Genomic DNA, 22,366 nt, shown 5'->3' on the forward strand with positions numbered 1-22,366 from the left:
CTCCCTATTTGAATTCCAGCTTGTCTCCCACATTGACGTCCTTGAAAACTCCCGCCTCAGCCTCCATGACAAAGTGGGACTTAAAGACCAGAGGACCCATCCTTCCAGGCTTGAAGTCCCGAAGGACCTTCACCACAACATTGTCCCTATCCACAAAGAGCACATCTATTGGGAACTTCATCCTGTAGGTGTGGATTGAGTTACAGGGAAGGATCATCATCCCCTCCCTCTCATCCAGTCCCTTTCTTCCAAGAAGGCCCTGAAGCCTTTTTGTGTAGGTATCAGCCATTATTATCCTTTCCAAAACAACCTTTCCGTTAACAAGCATCCTAGAAGCCATTTGTACGACCCTCCAGGATATCCTTGCCTGCCTCTTCTCCCTTGGACCATTTCTTATCGCCCATGGAGTATTTGAAATTGAACTCTCCTGATACGAACTCCATTCCATCATAGAGGTTCATCTCAGTGTATATGTCATTTCTAAAATTCAGTATCCCTGGCAATGTTGTCTTTATATAGGTGGATGTCATGGGCTTATTTGAAAATAGCTTCTTCCATCCAATGATGAATTTTCTTCCCTCTACCAACAGCTTCTTACCTATGATGATATCGTGGCTGTATCTGGTGCTGCCCAGATTGAAATCAGCCCTGTCCTCAATATCCATGGAGATCCTGACCTCATTTCTTTTTGCAGCCTTAAGGTTGAACTCCTTCTTGTCCTTTTCCTTACCATCCTTCCAGTATTGAAGGGTTCCCCTGATCTTTGTTGCGGGAGAAACAAGGATCATGTAGAAAAGATTTCCAAGTACAAATATTAGAAGTGGCAGAAGGATAAATATTCCTCCAAGAACTGAAACCAGGAGCATATTCTCCCCAATGCTATTTATAATGTTTCCAAAGAAGCCAACAGTCTCCACTTGGTAACCTACCATGCTGCTGTTAAGCTCAGTTTCAGGATGAAGGGGTCTTGCTATGATCCTCAGGTCACTTGTTCCCTTTGATATACCTGAATCCGTATCTATAAACAGGTTTACGGTCCTGGTGGCTCCAGGTCCAATCTCAACCTGACTGCTTCTAAGGTCACCCAGATCACCTTCAGCCCGCACATCAAGCACCTCCGCAAATGGAGACCTGTTTTCCACTATCAGTGGTATGGTCAGGGTCTCACCGGCTTTTACCCAGAGGCTCTCCTGCCCTGCGGAAATTGTCACCCTACCTGGTGCAGCGGTGAATATCTCTCCAAGATCCTTTTTAAGGTCAAATGCCTCATCCCTGTAGGTTCCTGATGCCTCAAGGTAGACCCTTGCTGAATACTCGCTGGAAATGCTCCACCTTGTTGTCCAGCGGCCATCTCCAGCCATTATATCTCCACTGGCCTCTCCCCCATCATCAAGGAGGGGAAGTCTTGATACCTCTCCGTTTTCCTTCTCCACAACAAAATTGAAGCTATCCACCTGTAATAGGGGGCCTTCTCCCACGCTTCTGTTCCCAACCCTTATTGAGGCAACCACTGTTTCAGCTTCACCTAGGCGGTAGCCTCCCCTTTTGGGCCAGAACTCGTTTATCAGCTGAGGCTTTCCTATGGCCTCCTGTATTATTGCAGGAGCCAGCAGCTCCTGGATTATCTCTTCCCTTGACTGCAGAATCTGAATCAGGTTTTGGTCAAGCTCTGCTGCATCCCTGTAGATCCTAACATCCCCACCTGTTTCCTCGGCTATCCTGTTCAGTATCTCAACGTCGATGTCATCTGAGAAGGCAATTGAATAAACCGGATAAGCCTTCCCGGATATTGAAGCCGTCCTGGTCCACAGGGTGTCCATGTAGCTTTCCATCTGGGGAGAGCCTGGTGGTACATTTACCGGATCAGGGTCAGGTCTTCCATCGGTCAGGAAAATTATAAGCTTTCTCGCATCAGAGTCAGCGATGGCATCAAGCTGATTTTCCGCAGCAAGAAGTGCCTGGACATAGTCAGTGTCTGCCGTGCCGGCAAGCCTGTCCTGGATGCTTTCCTTGAAGCTGGTCCTTACTGCCTCACTTTCCATCCTCCGTGGTGGAACAGCCAGTGTTACCTCTGAATTGAAAATGACAATACCCAGATAATCATCGGGATTTAGCATCTCTATGAATATGTCTGCAACCCTGCGTCTAAGCATTTCAGGGTCGGTCCGGATCATGCTCCCGGATGTGTCAACCACAAGTGAAACAGCCAGCTTCTCGGAGTTAAGGTCTTCCAAAGGGTCGGCATAGGCAGGGAATGGCATAGCCATTCCCAGTATTAGTAGTATTAAAATTGCTTTTTTGACCGCTGCTTTTTTTATCACTGTCATCACCCCTGCTTATTACTAATCTGCGAATACACTCATGATCCTTATAAAAGCTGGCCCAAGGATCACTATGAATAATGCAGGAAACATTAAAAATACCAATGGAAAAAGCATCTTTATTGGAACCTTCATCGCAGCTTCTTCAGCCCTTTGTCTTCTTTTTTGTCTCATTGATGTTGATTGTACCCTCAACATATTTGCTATATTGCTACCCAATTGCTCGGACTGTATAACAGCTGTAATAAAGGATGATATATCATCTACACCTGTCCTCTTATATATTCCCCTTAAGGCATCCTCTCTCCGTCTTCCCTTGTTTATTTCATCAATGGCTCTGTTGATTTCATCTGAAAGAGGTCCAGGCATCTTTTCCGTCGTTCTCTTAAGTGCCATATCAAAGCCAAGGCCTGCCTCAACTGAAACAAATATCAGGTCCAGCATATCCGGAAGACTTTTCTGTATCTTGGCTCTTCTGGCTCTTGCCTTAATGTTAAGGATATAGTAGGGAAGAATAAAGCCTGCAAGGGCAAGTAGAATTATCATAAGAATATTCACTTCAATACCTGTTGCCTGTAGCAATAGGTAGTAAAAAGCGGGAAGTATGATCGCAACCATAAACATCATTGAAACCAATCTGTTTACATTGATATTTCCAGGAGAACCGGCCTGGATTATTGTCCTTTCCATTGCTTTGCTGATTCCCTGTGGAGTTGTCCGTCCAAGTAATGCTGTGAACTTCTGGTAGGCAGGCTTGATGATCCTTTCCTTGAAAGGCTCCTGAAGAACGGATTCATCCGTTGGGTCAACAAAGTCCTGCTCCAATTCGTGCAGTCTGCCCTTTACCTTTTCCCTGCGCTTAAATGCAAACCCATAAATAATCTGTACAAGGTATGCCACAAATGCTATGACTGATAAATATGCAAGTATCATCATAAGATCACCTTCTTGTCCCATTTTATCTAGATCTCAATATCCGCAAGCCTCATCATAATAAATGCTCCTACTATCTGGAAGAATATGGCCAGAACTACAAGTATAATTCCTATTGTACTCTGGAAAAGCTCCATAATATAATCAGGATTGAAAATACTTATAATAATAGCAAAAGCAAATGGCAACATAGATATTAGTATCGCAGAGACTCTACTTTGGGCAGTTAAAGTTTTTATCTCTCCCCTAATTCTCATTCTGTCCCTTATTGTTGCTGCAATTGTATCAAGAATCTCAGCCAGATTTCCTCCGACCTTACGCTGGATGATCAGGGCTGTTACAAACATGTCTATATCCTCATCATCGGTCCTGTTTGAAAAGTCCATAAGGGCATCGTCAAGAGTTTTTCCGATTGAATTGTCCCTGATGATCCTCAGGAACTCATCCCTTATTGGTGATTCCATTTCCGTTGCAGCCACATTCATGGCCTGAATAAAGCTAAATCCTGCCCTAAGACCGTTTGAAAGTATTGTCAAAGACTCAGGCAATTGAGAGTTCAGCTGCCTCATCCTCTTTTTCTTTGTATTTGTAACTACAACATCAGGAATTCTAAATCCCAGAAGAAAGCCTGCAAGACCGATAAACCACATTCTGGTCAATAGAAACAAGAAGAGACCCAAACCAGCCGCCACCAGGAGTGAAAGTCCAAGGAATTCCTCAACCCTCATAAAGATGTATGCCTGCTGGAGCTTGGTCTTCTTATCCTCCATGTATGACTTCCTTGATACCGCCCTTCCAACACCTCCGATTGTCCTTAGGACAAATTCCTTGAAGGTTATGTCCTCTTCCTCTCCAACCTCCTCCTCGTCAGCCAGGTACATGTCCATTCTGTTGGCGACCTTTAGCTTTTTATTGAAAAGAAGGGAATAGAGTCCGAGAAAAATAAAAAGCACTGTAAGAAATCCCAAAATAAATATAAGATAAATCATGGCTATAACCTCCTGTCAGTGTTAAAAACAGATGCAGGTATTGTTTCGCCATAGGCCTTCAATTTTTCCATAAACTTTGGCACGATTCCAGTTGGAACGTGTCTACCCAATACATTGCCACCCTCGTCAAAGCCCTCCTGCTTGAAGATGTAGAGATCCTGAAGGGTTATTGTATCCGCTTCCATCCCTACAATCTCTGTGATTTTCATTACTTTTCTGGTACCGTCTGTCATCCTTGCAACAAATACAATAAGGTTGATTGCCGAGGACACTTGTTCACGGATGGCCCTTGATGGAAGATCCATTCCAGACATCATTACCATTGTTTCAAGCCTCCCAAGGGTATCCCTGGGGCTGTTGGCATGTATTGTCGTAATAGACCCGTCATGACCTGTGTTCATGGCCTGGAGCATGTCCAGTGCCTCTCCTCCCCTGACCTCACCGACGATTATCCTGTCAGGTCTCATCCTAAGTGAGTTGATCACAAGGTCCCTGATTGCCACGTGTCCCTTGCCCTCAATGTTTGGAGGTCTGCTTTCAAGGGATACAACATGGTCCTTCTGCAGCTGAAGCTCCGCTGCATCCTCTATTGTAACTATACGCTCATTGTTCGGTATGAAGTTTGATATTACATTAAGGAGGGTTGTCTTACCGCTACCGGTACCTCCTGCAACGATGATGTTGATCCTTCCCCTTACACAGGCCTTTATTAGCTTTGCAATATCAGCCGTCAGGGTACCCATGGTTATCAGGTCCTCCAGGTTGTAGGGCTCAACTGCAAACTTACGGATCGTGATGGTAGGTCCCTTGATTGACAAGGGAGGTATTATAACATTCACACGGGATCCGTCTGGAAGTCTGGCATCAACCATTGGAGAGCTTTCATCCACCCTCCGTCCAAGTGGGGAAATAATCTTGTCAATTGTATGCATAATATGGGTGTCGTCCCTGAAGGAGACCTCCGTTCTTGTTATTTTCCCCTTACGCTCAACAAACACATCCTGGGGAGAGTTCACCATAATCTCTGTTACTGTGGGGTCGTTTATAAGGGGGGTGATTGGACCGTAGCCGAAAACCTCATCCATCACATAGCCTGCAACCCTCTGCTTGTCCCCGAAGGAAAGATTACGCTTGGACTCCACAAGAATATCATTTATTATCTTGTTTGTATCGTCAAGAACCTGCTTTTTAAAGAGCTTGTCCTCTGTATTTACAGTTCCTGAAATGGTTTCGATGACCCTGGAAAGTGTCTCCGTGGCTATCTCCTCCAGCTCCTTCCGCTTTCGGAGCAATATCTCCCCCGTTCCCTGGTCATGTGCTGTCTGTTCTCCATTTTGCTTTAAATTCTTGAAGTTAAAGGAACCGTTTCCCATGGTATCACCTCCGGCTAGCTATGGCCATTTCCTCCTAAATCAGTGTTGATCTTCTTTGCCAGTGAAAGAAAGCCCTTGCTCACTGGACTTCTTGGTTTTGAAATCACCACCGGCGTCCCGCTGTTCAGGGACAAGACCGCCAGCTTGTAATCCGCATCTATTACAGAGTAGAGACTCTGACCCAGGGTGCTTTCAACATCCTTGGTCTTGATCTGACTTGATGCATCCGCTCTGTTTAATAGAATCTTTATCTTGTTCTTTGGAAAGTTCAGTTCATGCAGGGTCAAAATCGACGCCTTAATATTTCTCAGTGTTGAAATTTCAGGTGTTGTAACCATCAGCAGGACATCCGCAAATTGGAATGCTGGATTTACAGGCTCATAGAACCTGGCTGGCATATCAACCACCACATAATCAAATGCTCCCCTAAGGGCCTTCAAAATTATCTCTATATGCTCAGCTGTTATAAATTCATTGATCTGAGGCTTTGCATTTGCTGGAAGAACCTTGATTCCCGACTCGTGGGGAATCAGATATGATTCTATAATATCCTGGTCGATGTTTCTAATATCATCAACTATGTCCATGATTGTAAACCTTGGCACAAGATTAAGTGCAAGTACAGTGTTTCCAAAATCCAGGTCCAGATCCACAAGGCAGACCCGCTTTTCATTGCCCTTAGAAAGTGCAATGGCAAGGTTTGTTGAAATAAAGGTCTTTCCAACCCCTCCCTTGGTGCTGAATACGGTTATGACATTGCCGTTTGTGGCTCGTCTTCTTCTTGTAGGAGTTGTTTCCCTGTGGACAACCTCCTTGTCCTTCACAAGCTCAAAGGACCTGTAAATGGAATCCACAAGCTTGGATGAAGTGAACGGGGAGATTATTACATCCTTGGCGCCAACAAATATTGCGCGGTACATTGTATCCTCAAGAAGCTGGGTTTCAACCAGAACCACTGCTATTTCCGGGTATTCCTTGGATAAAAAGTCCGTAAACTCATATCTGTCAAAATCAACGTTTGTACCAATAAGGACAACATTGGGATATTTCTCGCCAATATAGTAATTTGCCTCCTCTGTTGTAGTGGCATCCCCCACCAGATTGACGTAGTCAACCTTAGCCAGGGTTTCCGTTACCAGGTCCTTGTCATCACTGCTCTTTTCTATCAATAGTACCTTTATTTTATCCAAGTATCTCACCTCACTCTAAAGGTTTCAAAGTTGTCGCTTCCATAATGGTCAAGCTCGTTGATCTGGTTGTCAACAGGATTCCTTAGTGTCAGATGGAAGCTTCCGTTTAGTGTAGCCCATGCAACCACCTCAGCCTGCTCCGGATTTACAAGTATTGTTAGGGAGTTTGGCTGCTGCACTGTATTTTCTTCTGTAGGTGCGCTTCTTCCTCCTACTGCCACAACCTCAATATTTTGCAGCTGGGTGTAGGTCATCTGTACATTTTCCTCTTCCTCTTCGCCTTCCACTTCAACCTCAAATTCATAGGTTGCCAGGATATCCACCCTGTCACCTTTCTGAACGTAGTTGGCCACTCCGATGATTTCGTTGACAGGTATTGTCATTGCCCTCATGTTTTCAGGTATCCAGTAGGAAAGTCCAACATCACCCTCCTCCATTGCTACCCTTCCCGAAAGAATCTGTTCACCTGAAATGATTTCGGTCCTTGTTATGGCTCCAACCACCTGTTCCAGGTCTGTTACAGCATCAGGATGAACTCCTTCTGATGGAACGGATGACATTTGAACCATCTCAGCAGTAATCCTAACGTGCTCAGGTATTGCAGTTGTAGCTGTAACCACATCAGAATAAGAGGTTGCAGCCACCTCCTGGGGATCCACCCTGAGGGACTGAATATACCTGTTTAAGAAAAATATTGTGATAATGCCAAGGAGTACCCCAATCAGGAGTACCTTTTTATTCACTTTCATAGACTGCACCTCTTTCTTTGTAGTTTATTCTTATTCAACTAGCCAACTCTGAAGGACTTCCTCCCAGTAACCATCATTTGAATTAATGTCATCGACTTTGTCAAAGATTTTATTTATTCTGCCCGTAAGCCTCGGGTCCATTCCAGTTTTGAACTCCAGATTCATATTAACAACATGTAACACTAGATACTCGGTGAAATTCCCAGCGACATCTGGTCCATCAGCTTCCCATTTACCTCCCTTTAATGCTCCTGGAAGTATGGCAAAGATATATGCCTGACCTCCATTATCTTTAATATATTTATCCAATGGTCCATCCTTAGCTCCTACATTGCTTATAAAACCTGTCTCAGCCTGGATTTCATCTATTTCTCCCTTAAATCCATTATCAATTATACTCCTAAGCTCAGCTGCTCCGGGATTTTCAAGATCAATAAAACCAAAACTACCAGTCATACTGTTTGTACCAAATAATATATCAAACAATACATCTGGATCATCATCTATCATCATCTGAAGAACATCCCTATAAACATTTATATCTGTTTGTAGCAGTTGCTCAACGCTCCATTCGGGGTATCTGTCATTAGGATTGGTCTCATCATCGGGAATTGAGAAATCTTTTCCCCCCTGCTCAACATATATGACAGCTGTTGGATACTTATCAAGCAGGAAATTCTTTACGTCGCTCTTTAAGATCCCAGGTCTATGACCAAACTCATAATTTAGCTCATGCTTATTGTCCTTGAACAACTCATAGAAATCATCCTTGTTTTGTAAATCATCAGCTATCACTTTATAGAAGATTTCTTCCCATCCTATCAGTCCAAGAGGCAATACATCTTTATGTCCGGGTATCCAAATAGATGTTCTTGTTGCTTTTGCTTTTGCTGTAACTAGCTTGCTATTAAATCCAAAAAACCTCATAAAATAGACATCATGGTTCTTATTAACTATGGTCTCAACAAATTTATCATCAACAATATATGCATCAATATCATCCTTGTCCATACCGTGATCTTCAGCATATATTCCAGCTACTTCTTTAACTTTTGGGTCTCCCCCATCGATAACCCATGTGCCTGCAAGAGCTGCAGCATCGGCTACATTTTGAGCTTGTCTTCTTTGAACATAGAGATTCCCCATATCTACAGAAAAAGCACCAAATCCAAGAAGTACTGCCATGAAAACTGCAACCATCACCATTGCTTGACCTTCAATATCACTAAATAACGATTTAATTCTATTGAATAGTATATGATTTTTCCTAAACATGTTTTCATCTCCCTAAACTCATCTAATTTTCTCTAAAACCTTCTACCATCATTACTGAAGTCTTGGAAACTGTATAAAATCCATCTTCAAAATAGCGTTCCATCATAGGTACTATAATTGGAACTTTTCCCTCAACCGTTACACTTAACGACTGTCCATTAACGAAAACACCATTAGCTGGATCGATTGTAATCTCGCCTTTTTCCAAGTAGGGTGAATCATCAAATGCATTATCAATACTTAGAATCATTTTATTCTTATCCTTTTCAACAATTCCAATTCTAGCTCCCTCTCTAGCGGCATTGCTGACAGCAACATATCCACCGTATATTATTCCAGACTGAATTATGCCCATCAAAAGAAGTAATAGTACGGGTAGGATTAAAGCAAATTCAACTAAAGATTGACCTTGTTCATCTCTTTTAAATTTCCAAAAATCAAACATCCAACTCACCTCATATAAAATAAGAAATTACTGCCCCAATCCCTATGGCCACTCCATAGGGGATGTATCTCTTCTCCCAGTCTACCTGGGTTTTAAGAAGCCAGTTGTTAACTCGTTTCAACAGATCACTGTTGAAGGTCAATGTAATAATAAAAATAATCGGTTTTAGTATAATTGCAACAACTCTTTTTAATGTTATCCACAGCTTCTTTTCCTTGATAAGTATTAGTATTACAATAACTCCGCCTGCAAGTCCTGTGTAGACAGTTGTATAAAGAACAAATCTCCAACCTTTTAGTGCTCCTATTGCAGCCATTAGTTTTACATCTCCACCACCCATTCCTCCAAGGATATAGGGTACCAGGAAAACTCCTAATCCTACCAGAAACCCAAGTCCGCTAAACTTCAATCCTGCATATCCATCAAATACTGTATATGTCAATAAACCCCAAAGTATTACTGGTATTGTAATAAAATTGGGGATTCTTTTCGAAGTAACATCATGATACGATGAAACTGTCACTAATATTAATAGCAAAGTCGTATTTAACATTTAATTCACCGTTCTCCATTTATCCGTATTATCAAGTGAAATAAACACTCATTTGTCATACTCTTCGAGATTTAACCACAACAGCAAAGCAACTTTTCTTGCTGTTGTGGTTTTTATTTCAACTATACTAAACTAATAATTTGAGATATATTCTATCCACCTGGCAAACTTGGATCCCATAACTCTGAAAACCATTCACTTAACGCTCCCCCAAATGCTGCTAATCCAACAAGAACAACCAAAGCAACGGCAAATATTATCAATCCATACTCAGCCATTCCCTGTCCTTCTTCATCCTTCCAAAGTCTCATCATAAGATTCATCATCATTTTTCCTCCTTTTCATGTAATTATCTCCACTACCTATGTTCTTTCCCGTACAATTCAAATCCTTAACCATCGTTCACTTCATCCAACCACCCCACTAAAGTATTGTGGTCTAAAAAAGACCAAAACAATTTTTGTCCCGGTCGGTTACGTCACTGGCTCCCTATTAAGAAGACGTCCAAATAATCTTAATAGATCGAGGCCCCCAAATAAAACATGTATAATTACTTATGATTATAATACCCCGCTACTGTGGTTGTAAACGGGGTCTCAGTTTTATATGGATTTTATTTCAATTTTATTTCAGTTTTATGAAAATTTTATTCAATTTGATGGTTAACAGATTTACGGACCTCGATTTGATTCATTTTGTTTGCCAAAAGGCTTCTGGCAATGACAGTGCCAAGTACAATCGCCCCTCCAAGCAGAGATACAGGTCCTGGTCTTTCCCCTACAATAAGAAACACCCAGATTGGGTTTAGGATCGGTTCAAGAAACATAATCAGAATGGCTTCAAGGGCCGTCAGATGCTTGACTGCAAGGGAATAGAAAATATAGGCTATGCCCACCTGGAAGGTTCCAAGAACAAACAATCCTACAATATCCCCAGTTGTATATGACAATCCGATCAAGAATGGAATTCCCACTACAGCTGTTATCAAATGACCAAGAAGTGTTGTCTCCACAGGCTTTTCATCCTTCTGGAACCTCAGTGAAATTGTAACTCCTGCAAGGGCAACCCCGCTTCCGATTGCTACCATGTTTCCTGCCCAGTTTCCTCCAGATACATCATCCAGGAAGAAGAGGACCATTCCTATTGCAACAGAAAAAATTGCAGCAATGTCATACCAGCGAATCCTTTCCTTAAGAATCCAGACGCTAAGAATAGCAACCCAGATTGGTGCTGTAAACTGAAGTATTATGGCATTTGCTGCTGTTGTAAGCTTGTTTGCGATAACAAAAGCAGTGATCATTGTAGAGTAGCATAGGGCTCCAGAAACCTGGGCCTTGGAAAAGGTGAATTTTGGCTTTCTTACATACAGCCATACCACCGCTGCTGAAAAGATTGCCCGGCCTCCTGCTATTGTCATGGGAGGAAGATCAATGAACTTGATTATTATCCCACCTGTACTTAAAAGGGTGGCTGCTATGACAATATATGTTATTGCTCTTAATCTGTCCCCATTCATCAGTCTACCACCTTTATTTTTTCATGCCCACAATCACAAAAAACTCCTCTATTCCCTCTATTAGGTCACCCACGCCTTGGACATTTCTTGATATTGTCTCGATTGGGCACATTCCGTCCTTATCCCTGTTTAGTATATGAGGAACCTTTTTCCCGTACTCCAGTGCTATTCCCTTCTGGTTGAAAATCTCCAAGGCCGGCTCAGATATTAGGTCTGTGTAGATTCCTCTAATCCTACCCTCAGCAAGAAGCATGGCAGCTGCCTTTCCTGTTATCCTGTCTGACACAAAGGCTCCCTCAAGGTCCTCAAAGCTCTCTGTATAGACATCATAAATAGGCTTGATGCCTCTGTCCGTTGATTGTGCTACAACTTTTCCGTTATTATATACAACCATTTTCAGGTCATTCTTTTCCATATGGTCTTTTGCTATTTTGATTCCTTCCAACTTTTCATCTCCTCCATTATGTTCTTCATATATTCTACATCAATAGGGTTAAATATGAAACAGTTTTCCCCAGATACTTTACTATTTCCTCCCACTTCCTATATAATAGGATATTATGTACAAAAAGAATATCCGAAAGATGAGGTAGATTATGTATCCTGATATATCATACAGCGAGCTGGAAGAAAAACTGAAAACCGATGAATATGTTCTAATAGATGTACGGACCCCAGATGAGTATGCCCAGGAGACCATTCCTGGAGCAATCAATGTTCCCCTGTTCTCCAACGAGGAAAGGGCCATTGTGGGAACAGCCTACAAGCAACTGTCCGTTGATGAGGCCAAGATGATCGGTGTGGAGGCAGTGGCCAAAAGGCTTCCTGACATGTTCAAGACACTGCTTGAAATCAACAAGAAGCACAAGCATCTTGTGTTTTTCTGTGCAAGGGGAGGCTTCAGGAGCGGAAGTGTTGTGGCTTTCCTGCAGAGCCTTCATATAAGTGCATTGAAGCTTCAGGGTGGCTACAAGGCCTACAGGGCATATGTGAACGAAAGGCTGCCTGAGGTTGCAAAGGATATTGAATTGATTGTACTTTACGGAAACACCGGCACAGGCAAGACCCAGGTCCTTGAGGCACTTAAGGCCAAAGGTGCTGATGTGTTGGACCTTGAGGGCTGTGCAAACCACAGGGGCTCAACTCTTGGAGCTGTTGGATTAGGTGAGCCCAATACCCAGAAGATGTTTGAGGCCCTGCTGTATGAGGAGCTGAAGGACAGGAAGGGAAATCTGGTCTTTACTGAGGGAGAAAGCAAGAGAATCGGCCGCTCAGTAATTCCCGATTATATCTTTGAGAAGATCCGTAGCGGAATCCATGTTGAGATTACAGCTCCAATGGATATCCGGGTTGAGAACATCGTAGGAGATTATGTTTATGAAACGGACCACGAGCTGATTGAGGCTCTTAATCACCTTAGAAAGAGACTCGGTAACGATAGAATTGACCAGTTTATTGAGCTGGTAAGGCAGAATGATTACCGGTCTGTTGCAAGAGACCTTATGATTGAATACTATGATCCCATGTATGAGCATAATCCCAAGAATTATGTTTTTCATGTTGAGAACCAGGAGCCGGAAAAGAGTGCGGAAATACTTATAAACAAGTTTATAGTCGAAAGTGGAAAGTAGAAAGTTGAAGGGTAAGGTAATAAGTAAGAGGTAATATCTAAGAGGCAAATGAACATTGAAAATTGAACACTGAACAATAGATAAAAAATCTAAAAACTAATATCTCATAATCAAGTATTTTTGCTTAGTCAAACAGTGGTTCAGTTAAGGATGAAATCAGTAAGATTAAGGTAAAAGATTAGCAGCTGACAAACTTGTCAGCTGCTTTTAGCTATTCCACTTTATCTAAGATAAGGGTAGGAAATGCCCTCATCTATATCCCAAACTGTAACAAAATCCCATCCACCGAAATTTGATGAATCGGTCATCTGTAAAGATGTATAACCCATGCCAGCTGCTGATGAGGTAATACCTGAAGCATCAATGTCCCAGTAGCTTGAAGTAACTGTACTGGCAGAAGCTTTATAGCCAACTAACCCTCCCCATCGGAATGTTCCGTTTACAACTCCGGTTGAGTAACAGTTGGATAAAGCACTCGAACTATTATAGTAACCGTGTATTCCTATTAATCCTCCAACATACTGATCTCCGATAACATTACCATAAGCATATGAATTGCTAATTGAAGCGTCATTCATTCCAACCAAGCCACCAACAAAGTTATCAGATCCTTCTACAAATCCTAATGCGAATGTTTTGTCAATAGTACCACTATTATAGCCACTCAGTCCACCTACATATCCACCACCAGAAACATTTCCAGTGGAGTAACTATTGCTTATAGTACCTTGACTTTCTCCTACAAGACCTCCTGCATAATTGGTAGTACCTGTTACGGTTGCATCTGAAAAAGAGTCCCGAATTTCACCGCTACCCCGATTAAGTCCAACGATTCCACCCACACTACCTATACCTTGAACAATACCGCTTCCTGTGCAGCTTTCGATGATGGCGGCTTCATTGTCACCTACTATAATTCCCAATCGGCTTCCCTGAGTTGGTGTTTTATTAGCTATTGTACAAGATCCTGAAGATAATCTAATTTCTCCATCTCTTGTCCAGCCGGCGATGCCTCCAACACTCATTATTCCCTCAATTGTTCCAGTTACAGAACACGCTTCAATAGTTCCATAACTGACTCCAACGATACCACCTATAAACTCTCTCCCATCAATACTCACGTCAATTAGATTCAAATCATGAATAAATGAAGTTTCTGAAGTTGTCCCAAAAAGTCCTATTCTACTATCCGAACCTGAGATCGAGAGGTTTGTTATATTTCCATTGTCTCCATCGTATGAACCCGTAAAAGGATTTAGAGTAGAACCTATTGGCTCCCATCCTTTACCGTCATTGTAATAATCTCCACCAGTGGTAACATAGTCCGCCAGATCAATGTCCTCTATCTGAATGAAGTTGGCATCCAAATATTTTCTCACATTGTTCAGATGTTCAGCTGTTGCTATTTGATATGGATCGGATACAGTCCCTGAACCACCTGCAAATTCTCCCTCATGGTCAAACCCCTGCCAATATAAAGCGGGATATCCGTCATTGTCTGTTGGATTCATAGTCCACTCAGTTGGAAAATCCCAACCAACATAGGTTGATAGCGATAGCATTTCTGCTGTTGTCTTAGGCATTCCTTTTCCAGAGTTGTCTGACTGATATGATGTTTCAGAGTTGTAATAGCTGTCATCAACTGTTGGGACAGTACCACCGGTTGTCTTGGAGCCTATCAAGCCACCAACATAGGAGCTTCCATTAACCCTACCTGTTGAATAACAATTGGTTACTGAAGAGCCAACACTTAGATAACCGGCAAGACCACCAATATAACTTCCTCCTGTGACAGGTCCCATAGCATAGGAATCATTAATAGCTGTATCCTGTGCAGAACCAACTAGGCCTCCAACTGATTGACTAGATCCTGATACATCTCCAGACGCATAGGTGAACCTAATCTCACCATACCCTGAGTAGCCCGCTAGACCACCGACATATTGAGTTCCTGATGGATTGCTCTCCGCATATGACTCGGCTATGGTTCCATTGTTGTCTCCAACCAATCCACCAACCCTCTCTGATCCTGATACAGTCCCAATCCTATGGTGTGAGCCTTCAACCAGGGAGCTGTTGTAGCCCACCAAGCCACCTACATAATATACTCCATTGGCATTGCCTGTAGCATAGCTGTCTCTAATTATACTATTGTATCCATTTATGCCAACCAAGCCACCAATATACTCCTCATTCCCTGAAACATTTCCTTCCGCATTGGAGTTTATCACTGAGCCCTCAAAATTTTCACCTACAAGTCCCCCGATTGTTTTCCAACCGGTGACATCACCCTTGGCATAGGAGCCTTCTATGGTTCCACCACTGTTATATCCTACCAAACCTCCCATCTGATATGGATAACCACCAGATGCAGCATCAACAGGAGCCAAATCGGCTTCACTGAAGCAATCTTCGATTACACCGTAATTGCTTCCAACCAAGCCTCCTGCATTGAAGTCAGAGGTTTTAACTATTCCTGTTGTGGATGAATCATAAATCGTACCAGAATTGAAGCCTACCAGTCCACCTGCATAATCCCATCCGTTCAGTACCTCAACATTGGAAGAGGAACAGTTTGAAATTTCACCAGCGTTATAGCCAACCAAGGTTCCAGTGTACTGGTCAGCAGAAACATAGGAGTTACTCAAATCCATATTTTTCAGTACTGCTGATGAACCAACATATCCGAACAAGCCTTGGTATCTTCCTATAGATCTATTGATATACAGTCCCTCTATGGAATACCCGTCACCATCATAGCTTCCCTCAAAGGGTGCTGACCCTGATCCTATTGGATTCCATCCTTCTCCATCCTTCCATGGTGAAACCCCCAGATCAATATCAGCAATTTGTATGAAATGACTGTCCAGATAATTTCTGACCTCATTTAACTGCTCTGCAGTAGCAACTTCATATGGATTTTCTTCCGTCCCAGATCCTCCCGCAAAGGGGCTTGGAGGATAAGGTATATTTTCACTGCTCTGCCATTTCAGATAAGGATAAGAATTTCCTTCATCTATATTCCAGATGTTTTCAAAATCCCAATCAGTGTAAATAGGAACACTGTTTGTTGATTTAATCATGGCCGACGTTACGTAGCCGACACCTCCTGCTGAAGAATCTATTCCCGAGGTTTCGATGTCCCAATAGCTGTTGTTGACCTCCATATCTTCACTCTTGTGTCCTACAAGTCCTCCTGTCCTGGCATATCCTGTAACCTTTCCTATGGAATAGCAATTGTTTATTGAATGACCCCAGGCGTTTCCAACCAAGCCACCTGCTGTATGGTCTCCAAATACCTCCGCAGTCGAATATGAATTGTGAATCTCAGCATTTGGATTTGACATTCGACCAACCAGTCCACCGAAATAGTAGTCTTGACCATTGATATCCAGGGCGATTACAGAGCCTGATGAATAGCTTCCAGTTATTAATCCATCACTACCAGCTACCAACAAACCTGCATTGTTGTTGGCCATTATGGTTCCCTCTACTGAACAGTTCCGAACTTCTCCACCTCGCTGATAGGCAACCAGGGCACTTACATAACTATTTCCCTTAACATCAACACCCTTCATCTGTACATTTTCTATGATCCCACCTGGTGCCAGCTCTTGGAATAGGCTTTTATAGCTTTCATAGCCTTCATAATCAATTGTCAGGTTTTCTATGATGTAGCCATTGCCATCGAATGATCCTGAAAGTCCATTTGACCACTCACCGATTGGCTGCCAGCCTTCCCCCTCATTCCAGGGTGAGACTCCTAAATCTATATTGGCAATCTGTAAGAAATGACTGTCCAGATGATCCCTTACTTTGTTAAGCTGTTCAGGATTTGCCACCCTGTAAGGATCTTCCTCTGTTCCGGATCCTCCCGCAAATTCTCCGGTTGATTCAAAATACGCTGTGAAGGTTTTGCTTTCAGAGGTTGTTGTATAGCTAAATGCAGATGAGGTGGTTAAAAGGTTTTTACCTTCTCTCCATTCAACAAACTCATATCCGTCATTGGCATTTGCACTTACGTTAACTTCGGTCCCTTCTTCATAACTTCCAGAACCAATTACTGTTCCAGCTCCTGCTGGAACAATGTCTAATGCCAGAGTATATTTGGGTGCAGCAGGCCTTGAAGTTCCAGAGCTTGACTTAGGCTTAAGGTTCTCGGGAAGCTTGATATCATAGCTTGAAGCTTTGGCAAATTCTCCTAGTGCTTCAATTATAACCCCTCTGATAACCACTTCAATCTCAGAATTTGCATACAATTTTTTAACTGTGGAGTCTCTTGACACCTGAATATAAACATTTTCCAAATCCTTGTGAATGTATAATTCCTGCAACTCGCTTTTTCCATTTATCTCAATATCTGCGTTTGCTAATAAATCTATCTTTTCAAAACCACCTTCAAGCTCAATTGCCACTCCAGGTGTTACTCTTATGATCTCAACAGCTCCAAAGCTATTATTAAGCTCTTCTCCTTTCAGTTTTGCTGATGAGTGAAGGTAGGTATTGTTTATTGAAGTACTGCCCTGTGCAATTATTCTAATATTACCATCCTTTTTTATTATCAGTAGATTTTGTAGGGATGAGTTTCTTATTATGATTGAGTTTGCTCCCCCACCCTTTACAATGGTTTCTCCCTTAACTGTTATGTTGTCCAGGATAACATCTCCATCTCCAATGCCTTCTGCCAAGTAAAGGTCTCCATCTATAATCATGTTTTGTAGAGTTACGTCATTGACCGAAACAGTAAGGTTTCCCTTTAGTTCCAGCTTTCCTTGGTCCAAGCTTGGCCCATACACACCAGGCTCATTATAAATAATCCCAAATAGATTATCCAATACCTTGACTGATTCTGCCCTGGTAATATAATTTGAGGCTTTCAATGTGCCATCTGTATAGCCTGTCAAGTATCCCTTCTGTACCGCAAGGATAAGTGCTGCTTTGCTCCAGTCAGGTGTGTTATTAGTATCGACAAATTTTCCAAGAACATCCCCTTCTATTTCTTCCAGCTGCACTAAATTTTTCAATATTACGGCTGCTTCCTGTCTTGTTATCAGTTCATTCGCCCTGAAGGTATTATCTTCATAGCCTGCTATGTATTCTCCATAGATTGCCTTTCTTAAATCTCTGAAGTACCAATCTCTTTCCTCAACATCCACGAATGAGATTGACTCTTCCATTTTGATGCTTATGACATTGTTTATTAACTTTACGAACTCGGCTCTTGTAATTTTGTCATCAGGCCTGAATGTGCCATCTTCGTAGCCACTAATCAGCCCCTTACCAGACCACTCTTCAATGTCATCTTTTGCCCAGTGGGCACTAATGTCATTGAATGACTGTCCAAATGCCACTTGCCCAACTCCTCCAAGCATTGAGAAAACCATTGCGAACGTTAATAACCAGCTTAATATTTTCTTATACATTGCCCATACCTCCCTAACATTTCCATTAAATCCTATTTTCTAGCAATAATGAGCATCTACTCCCATAAATTGCTCATAACCCACCCATCTTATATATTATAATATTTCATAAATCGAATGTTAGGTTATATACATTTGGCAATGACGATAATTGGCACATTTCATGACAAAAACTAATGCCGGCAGAAATCTGCCGGCATCCTTTTATTCACCTAACTCTTCATTCTCTTCAGTTTTATTCAATATCTCCATAAACTGCTCACCAGTTATGGTCTCCATCTCAAGAAGATAATTGGATAGTTCCCTCAGCTTGTCCATATTCTCTTCCAGAATCTTCTTGGCCTTGTCATGGGCCTCTTTGATGATTCTCAGGACCTCTGCATCGATCCTTGATGAGGTCTCAGCGGAGCAGGTAAGTGAGGAATCCCCTCCAAGGTACATGTTGGTCTGGGTTTCAAGGGCCATCATGTCAAATTCACCGCTCATTCCATATCGTGTAACCATTGCCCTGGCAATCTTAGTTACCTGCTCGATGTCATTGGCAGCTCCCGTTGTGATTGAGCCGAATACCAGCTCCTCTGCCGCACGTCCACCGGTGATCGTAACAATCTTGTTGAACAGCTCCTCCTTGCTCATAAGCACGCTTTCCTGCTCTGAGATCTGCATGGTGTAGCCCAGGGCTCCCGAGGTCCTTGGTATGATTGTAATCTTGTGGACCGGGTCTGAATCTGTCTGCTTTGCAGCAACCAGAGCGTGCCCGATCTCGTGGTAGGCGATGATCCTCTTCTCCTTGGTGGAGATAACGGAATTCTTCCTTTGGTAGCCTGCTATTACAACCTCAACTGACTCCTCAAGGTCAGGCTGGCTTACCTTGTCCCTACCCTGCCTTACAGCACGTAGGGCAGCCTCGTTTATCATGTTTGCAAGGTCAGCTCCCGAAGCTCCAGCAGTGGCCCTTGCTATTGCATTGTAGTCAAGGTCCGGATCAACCTTGACAGCCTTGGCGTGAACCTTCAGAATGTCCTCCCTGCCCTTCATGTCAGGCAGCTCCACCGGAACCCTCCTGTCGAACCTTCCAGGCCTTAGAAGGGCCTTGTCAAGGGACTCAGGCCTGTTTGTGGCAGCAAGGATGACAACTCCCTCCTTGCCGTCGAAGCCATCCATCTCGGTCAAAAGCTGATTAAGTGTCTGCTCTCTTTCGTCGTTGCCGCCGATACCTCCGCCGTCACGCTTCTTTCCGATTGTGTCGATCTCATCTATGAAGACTATGCAGGGTGCCTTTTCCTGTGCTTGCTTGAAAAGGTCCCTTACCTTGGCCGCTCCCATTCCAACAAACATCTGAACGAACTCAGAGCCCGAGATTGAGAAGAAGGGCACCTTGGCCTCTCCTGCAACAGCCCTTGCAAGAAGGGTCTTACCGGTTCCCGGAGGTCCCACAAGAAGGGCTCCCTTTGGAAGGTTTGCACCGATATCCTTGTACTTGCCTGGATTGTGCAGGTAGTCAACAATCTCCTCAAGAGCCTCCTTGGCCTCATCCTGACCGGCAACATCCTCGAAGGTCTTGCCTGTCTGGGATTCAACGTAGATCTTTGCATTGCTCTTTCCAAAGGAAAGTACATCATTTCCTCCGCCCATCCTCTTCTGCATTGACCTGGCGAAAAGCTGGCCTATTGCAACAAAGATGGCTATTGTTATAATCCAGGAGAAGATTGTACTCATGAGGGATGGTGTGGTGTCTGAAATCTCCCTTGAGAATACCACATCAGCATCGTTCAACCTCCCCACCAGGTCAGGGTCATCCATGGTTCCCGTAACAAAGACGGTCTCCGTTCCCTTCTCCTGAATGAAAATGTCGTTGTCCTTTATTTCAACCACATCAATCTCTCCGTCCTCCAGCATCTGAAGGAAGGTTCCATAATCTATCTGCTCTATGTCAGACTGCATCATCCTAGGAAACACGACCATGTTAAGCACAATTATCACTATAAGAGCGATAAGGTAGTAGTATATGATCGGCTTCTTTGGTCTTTTGAAATTATTCATATTATCACCGTTCCTATCCAAATAGACCTATTTAAGGTCTGAAAATATCTCCCAAGGGAGATTCACCATTCTAGGCATGGTTTGCCTTCATGCCGGTTGCATTTCTGATTGCCTTTACAAGAGGGGGTATTATAACAAGCTGTATAAGTATCCCCGGTATTCCCGTTACAATGGCACCCTTTATAAAGGCCCAGGGTGACATCTGGACGCCAAAGAAGGTTGAAAGGACAAACACCACAATGGCTGCCATGACCCTTCCATCAATCATCCCTGCTATCAGCGGGAAGAAGGTCTTTCCAGGGTACTGCTTTGCTATAAATCCAGAGGTGAGCCCGTACACCCCAAGCTCAAATACCATGATTGGAAGCATTGGAAACATTGGGGGCATCCCAGTCATTACACTGCTGAGTAGCGGGGTTATGACTCCTGTAAAAAGTCCCGCAAGGGGGCCAAGGGTCAGACCTGCCATAAGTACAGGTATGTGCATGGGAAGGAAGACCGGTCCTCCCATGTTGAAGCTGTGAAAGGCGATGGGAAGGACTATTCCCAAGGCTATAAACATTCCAGTCATTACAATTTTTCTAGTGTTCATCTTATCCTCCCTTGTATGAAAAGCTAAAGGAGACCAGACGTGCCGATCTCCTTCTAATCTTACTTGAATGTGTCAATCAGCGCATCCAGCATGCTTGTATCGTACTGCTCGATGGCTCCGTTGTCAACTAGGGAAGCTATTGCAGGATCTATTGGAACCCTTGCAAAATGCTGAATTCCCTGGTCGGCGGCAACCTGCTCAACCTTGCTCTCTCCAAATACGTTTATCTTCTTTCCGCAATCCGGACAGCTTAAGTATGACATGTTCTCAACTATTCCAAGGATTGGAACGTTCATCATCTTGGCCATGTTTGAGGCCTTGGTCACGATCATGGAAACCAGCTCCTGGGGTGATGTAACTACTATTATCCCATCCACAGGCAGTGACTGGAATACCGTCAAGGGAACATCCCCTGTTCCAGGTGGCATGTCCACGAACATATACTCAATATCTCCCCATTGAACGTCTGACCAGAACTGCTTTACAACCCCTGCTACGATTGGACCTCTCCAGATTACAGGGTCAGTCTCCTTCTCAAGAATCAGGTTAACAGACATTATGCTTATTCCAGTGTCGCTCCTTTTTGGCATCAGGGATTTCCCGTCAGATACCGCCTTGCCGTGGATACCGAATGCCTTTGGAATTGAGGGACCCGTTATGTCAGCATCCATGATTGCCGTTCTGTAGCCCTTCTTGTTCATGTTGACCGCAAGCATTGAAGTTACAAGGGATTTTCCTACTCCACCCTTGCCGCTTACGATGCCGATTACCTTCTTCACTGAGCTCTTTTCATTCAAGGCTACGAAGAACTCATTCTGAGGCTCTTTTCTGTCGTTGCAGTCAACGCCGCAGGTGCTGCAGCTGTCATTACATGTTTCACTCATTAAAAATACGCCTTCTTTCTTTATGTTTATTTATATTTTATTCAATACCTCTTGCCATTCTGTTTCTTCCCTGTCTTTGACGACGTCTGTTTCCACAGTGGAAATAGTCGTGATCGCAATCGCCATCGCACAGCTTGTAGGATCCGCCCTCTATCTTAAGGGTAAGTCCATCCACTACCGCATCAGCAAGCTTCTTTCTTGCAGAGATGTATATCCTTTGGACGGTTGTCCTTGCAACATTCATTCTCTCTGCACATTCCTCCTGCATCAGTCCTTCCTTGTCGATAAGCCTGATTGTCTCGTACTCCTCTACAGTCATGACAATCTGACTTCCATCAAAGGGTCTTCTATTCAAGGGACCGAAAAGGTCGGTCTCTGGAAGACAGCATACTCTTCTTGTTTTTGTTGGTCTTGCCAATCAAATCACCTCCATACCCTAGTATTATACC

General features: G+C 43.3%; 19 protein-coding genes and 1 riboswitch. Of the genes, 1 reads left to right on the plus strand and 18 read right to left on the minus strand.

What is annotated here, in order from left to right:
- Window positions 1-4 precede the first annotated feature (4 nt).
- The 13 genes from ACKVDP_RS00150 to ACKVDP_RS00210 form a co-directional block, all read right to left on the minus strand.
- Window positions 5-340 (minus strand): DUF192 domain-containing protein, encoded by a 336-nt coding sequence (locus ACKVDP_RS00150; RefSeq protein WP_409226778.1) that lies wholly within the window; start codon window positions 338-340, stop codon window positions 5-7.
- Window positions 330-2,321, minus strand: a complete 1,992-nt coding sequence (locus ACKVDP_RS00155) for a VWA domain-containing protein (protein ID WP_409226779.1) — start codon at window positions 2,319-2,321, stop codon at window positions 330-332. Before ACKVDP_RS00155 ends, ACKVDP_RS00150 begins: the two co-directional genes overlap by 11 nt.
- Before the next feature lie 21 nt (window positions 2,322-2,342).
- On the minus strand, window positions 2,343-3,257 hold the full coding sequence (locus ACKVDP_RS00160) for a type II secretion system F family protein (protein WP_409226780.1): 915 nt from the start codon (window positions 3,255-3,257) through the stop codon (window positions 2,343-2,345).
- Window positions 3,258-3,283: 26 nt separating this feature from the next.
- Complete coding sequence (locus ACKVDP_RS00165) at window positions 3,284-4,243, minus strand: type II secretion system F family protein (RefSeq protein WP_409226781.1); 960 nt, start codon at window positions 4,241-4,243, stop codon at window positions 3,284-3,286.
- 2 nt (window positions 4,244-4,245) lie between these two features.
- Complete coding sequence (locus ACKVDP_RS00170; RefSeq protein WP_409226782.1) at window positions 4,246-5,616, minus strand: CpaF family protein; 1,371 nt, start codon at window positions 5,614-5,616, stop codon at window positions 4,246-4,248.
- 14 nt (window positions 5,617-5,630) lie between these two features.
- Entirely contained in the window at window positions 5,631-6,806 is a 1,176-nt protein-coding gene (locus tag ACKVDP_RS00175; RefSeq protein ID WP_409226783.1) for a nucleotide-binding protein, read from the minus strand.
- Between the two features lie 5 nt (window positions 6,807-6,811).
- Window positions 6,812-7,555: a Flp pilus assembly protein CpaB gene (cpaB, locus tag ACKVDP_RS00180; protein ID WP_409226784.1), complete on the minus strand. Its 744-nt coding sequence runs from the start codon at window positions 7,553-7,555 to the stop codon at window positions 6,812-6,814.
- A 30-nt stretch (window positions 7,556-7,585) separates the two neighbouring features.
- Window positions 7,586-8,830, minus strand: a complete 1,245-nt coding sequence (locus ACKVDP_RS00185) for a pilus assembly protein TadG-related protein (RefSeq protein WP_409226785.1) — start codon at window positions 8,828-8,830, stop codon at window positions 7,586-7,588.
- Between the two features lie 22 nt (window positions 8,831-8,852).
- Complete coding sequence (locus ACKVDP_RS00190; RefSeq protein ID WP_409226786.1) at window positions 8,853-9,275, minus strand: TadE/TadG family type IV pilus assembly protein; 423 nt, start codon at window positions 9,273-9,275, stop codon at window positions 8,853-8,855.
- Between the two features lie 10 nt (window positions 9,276-9,285).
- On the minus strand, window positions 9,286-9,828 hold the full coding sequence (locus tag ACKVDP_RS00195) for an A24 family peptidase (RefSeq protein WP_409226787.1): 543 nt from the start codon (window positions 9,826-9,828) through the stop codon (window positions 9,286-9,288).
- A 152-nt stretch (window positions 9,829-9,980) separates the two neighbouring features.
- Window positions 9,981-10,154 carry a Flp family type IVb pilin gene (locus ACKVDP_RS00200; protein WP_409226788.1) on the minus strand — a complete coding sequence of 58 codons (174 nt, stop codon included), beginning with the start codon at window positions 10,152-10,154 and terminating at the stop codon, window positions 9,981-9,983.
- 132 nt (window positions 10,155-10,286) lie between these two features.
- A riboswitch (cyclic di-GMP riboswitch) is annotated at window positions 10,287-10,370 on the minus strand.
- Between the two features lie 104 nt (window positions 10,371-10,474).
- A complete protein-coding gene (locus tag ACKVDP_RS00205; RefSeq protein ID WP_409226789.1) occupies window positions 10,475-11,344 on the minus strand; it encodes a DMT family transporter in 870 nt (289 codons plus the stop codon).
- Window positions 11,345-11,357: 13 nt separating this feature from the next.
- A complete protein-coding gene (locus ACKVDP_RS00210) occupies window positions 11,358-11,789 on the minus strand; it encodes a DUF1893 domain-containing protein (protein WP_409226790.1) in 432 nt (143 codons plus the stop codon).
- Window positions 11,790-11,940: 151 nt separating this feature from the next.
- Between ACKVDP_RS00210 and mnmH the strand changes: the two genes are divergently transcribed.
- Window positions 11,941-12,975, plus strand: a complete 1,035-nt coding sequence (mnmH, locus tag ACKVDP_RS00215) for a tRNA 2-selenouridine(34) synthase MnmH (protein ID WP_409226791.1) — start codon at window positions 11,941-11,943, stop codon at window positions 12,973-12,975.
- Between the two features lie 221 nt (window positions 12,976-13,196).
- Here mnmH and ACKVDP_RS00220 read toward each other — a convergent pair whose 3' ends face one another.
- The 5 genes from ACKVDP_RS00220 to ACKVDP_RS00240 all read right to left on the minus strand — a co-directional run bounded on the left by ACKVDP_RS00220 (window position 13,197) and on the right by ACKVDP_RS00240 (window position 22,335).
- Window positions 13,197-18,398, minus strand: a complete 5,202-nt coding sequence (locus tag ACKVDP_RS00220; RefSeq protein ID WP_409226792.1) for a GLUG motif-containing protein — start codon at window positions 18,396-18,398, stop codon at window positions 13,197-13,199.
- 204 nt (window positions 18,399-18,602) lie between these two features.
- The gene (gene ftsH / locus ACKVDP_RS00225) at window positions 18,603-20,441 is read right to left on the minus strand and encodes an ATP-dependent zinc metalloprotease FtsH (RefSeq protein WP_409226793.1); all 1,839 of its coding nucleotides are present in this window, start codon (window positions 20,439-20,441) and stop codon (window positions 18,603-18,605) included.
- Window positions 20,442-20,511: 70 nt separating this feature from the next.
- Window positions 20,512-21,033 (minus strand): ECF transporter S component, encoded by a 522-nt coding sequence (locus ACKVDP_RS00230; protein WP_409226794.1) that lies wholly within the window; start codon window positions 21,031-21,033, stop codon window positions 20,512-20,514.
- Window positions 21,034-21,092: 59 nt separating this feature from the next.
- A complete protein-coding gene (locus tag ACKVDP_RS00235) occupies window positions 21,093-21,917 on the minus strand; it encodes a P-loop NTPase (protein WP_409226795.1) in 825 nt (274 codons plus the stop codon).
- 37 nt (window positions 21,918-21,954) lie between these two features.
- On the minus strand, window positions 21,955-22,335 hold the full coding sequence (locus tag ACKVDP_RS00240; protein WP_409226796.1) for a DUF134 domain-containing protein: 381 nt from the start codon (window positions 22,333-22,335) through the stop codon (window positions 21,955-21,957).
- Window positions 22,336-22,366 lie beyond the last annotated feature (31 nt).

Source organism: Gudongella ferriphila (genome assembly GCF_046224405.1).
GTDB lineage: Bacteria > Bacillota > Clostridia > Tissierellales > Tissierellaceae > Gudongella.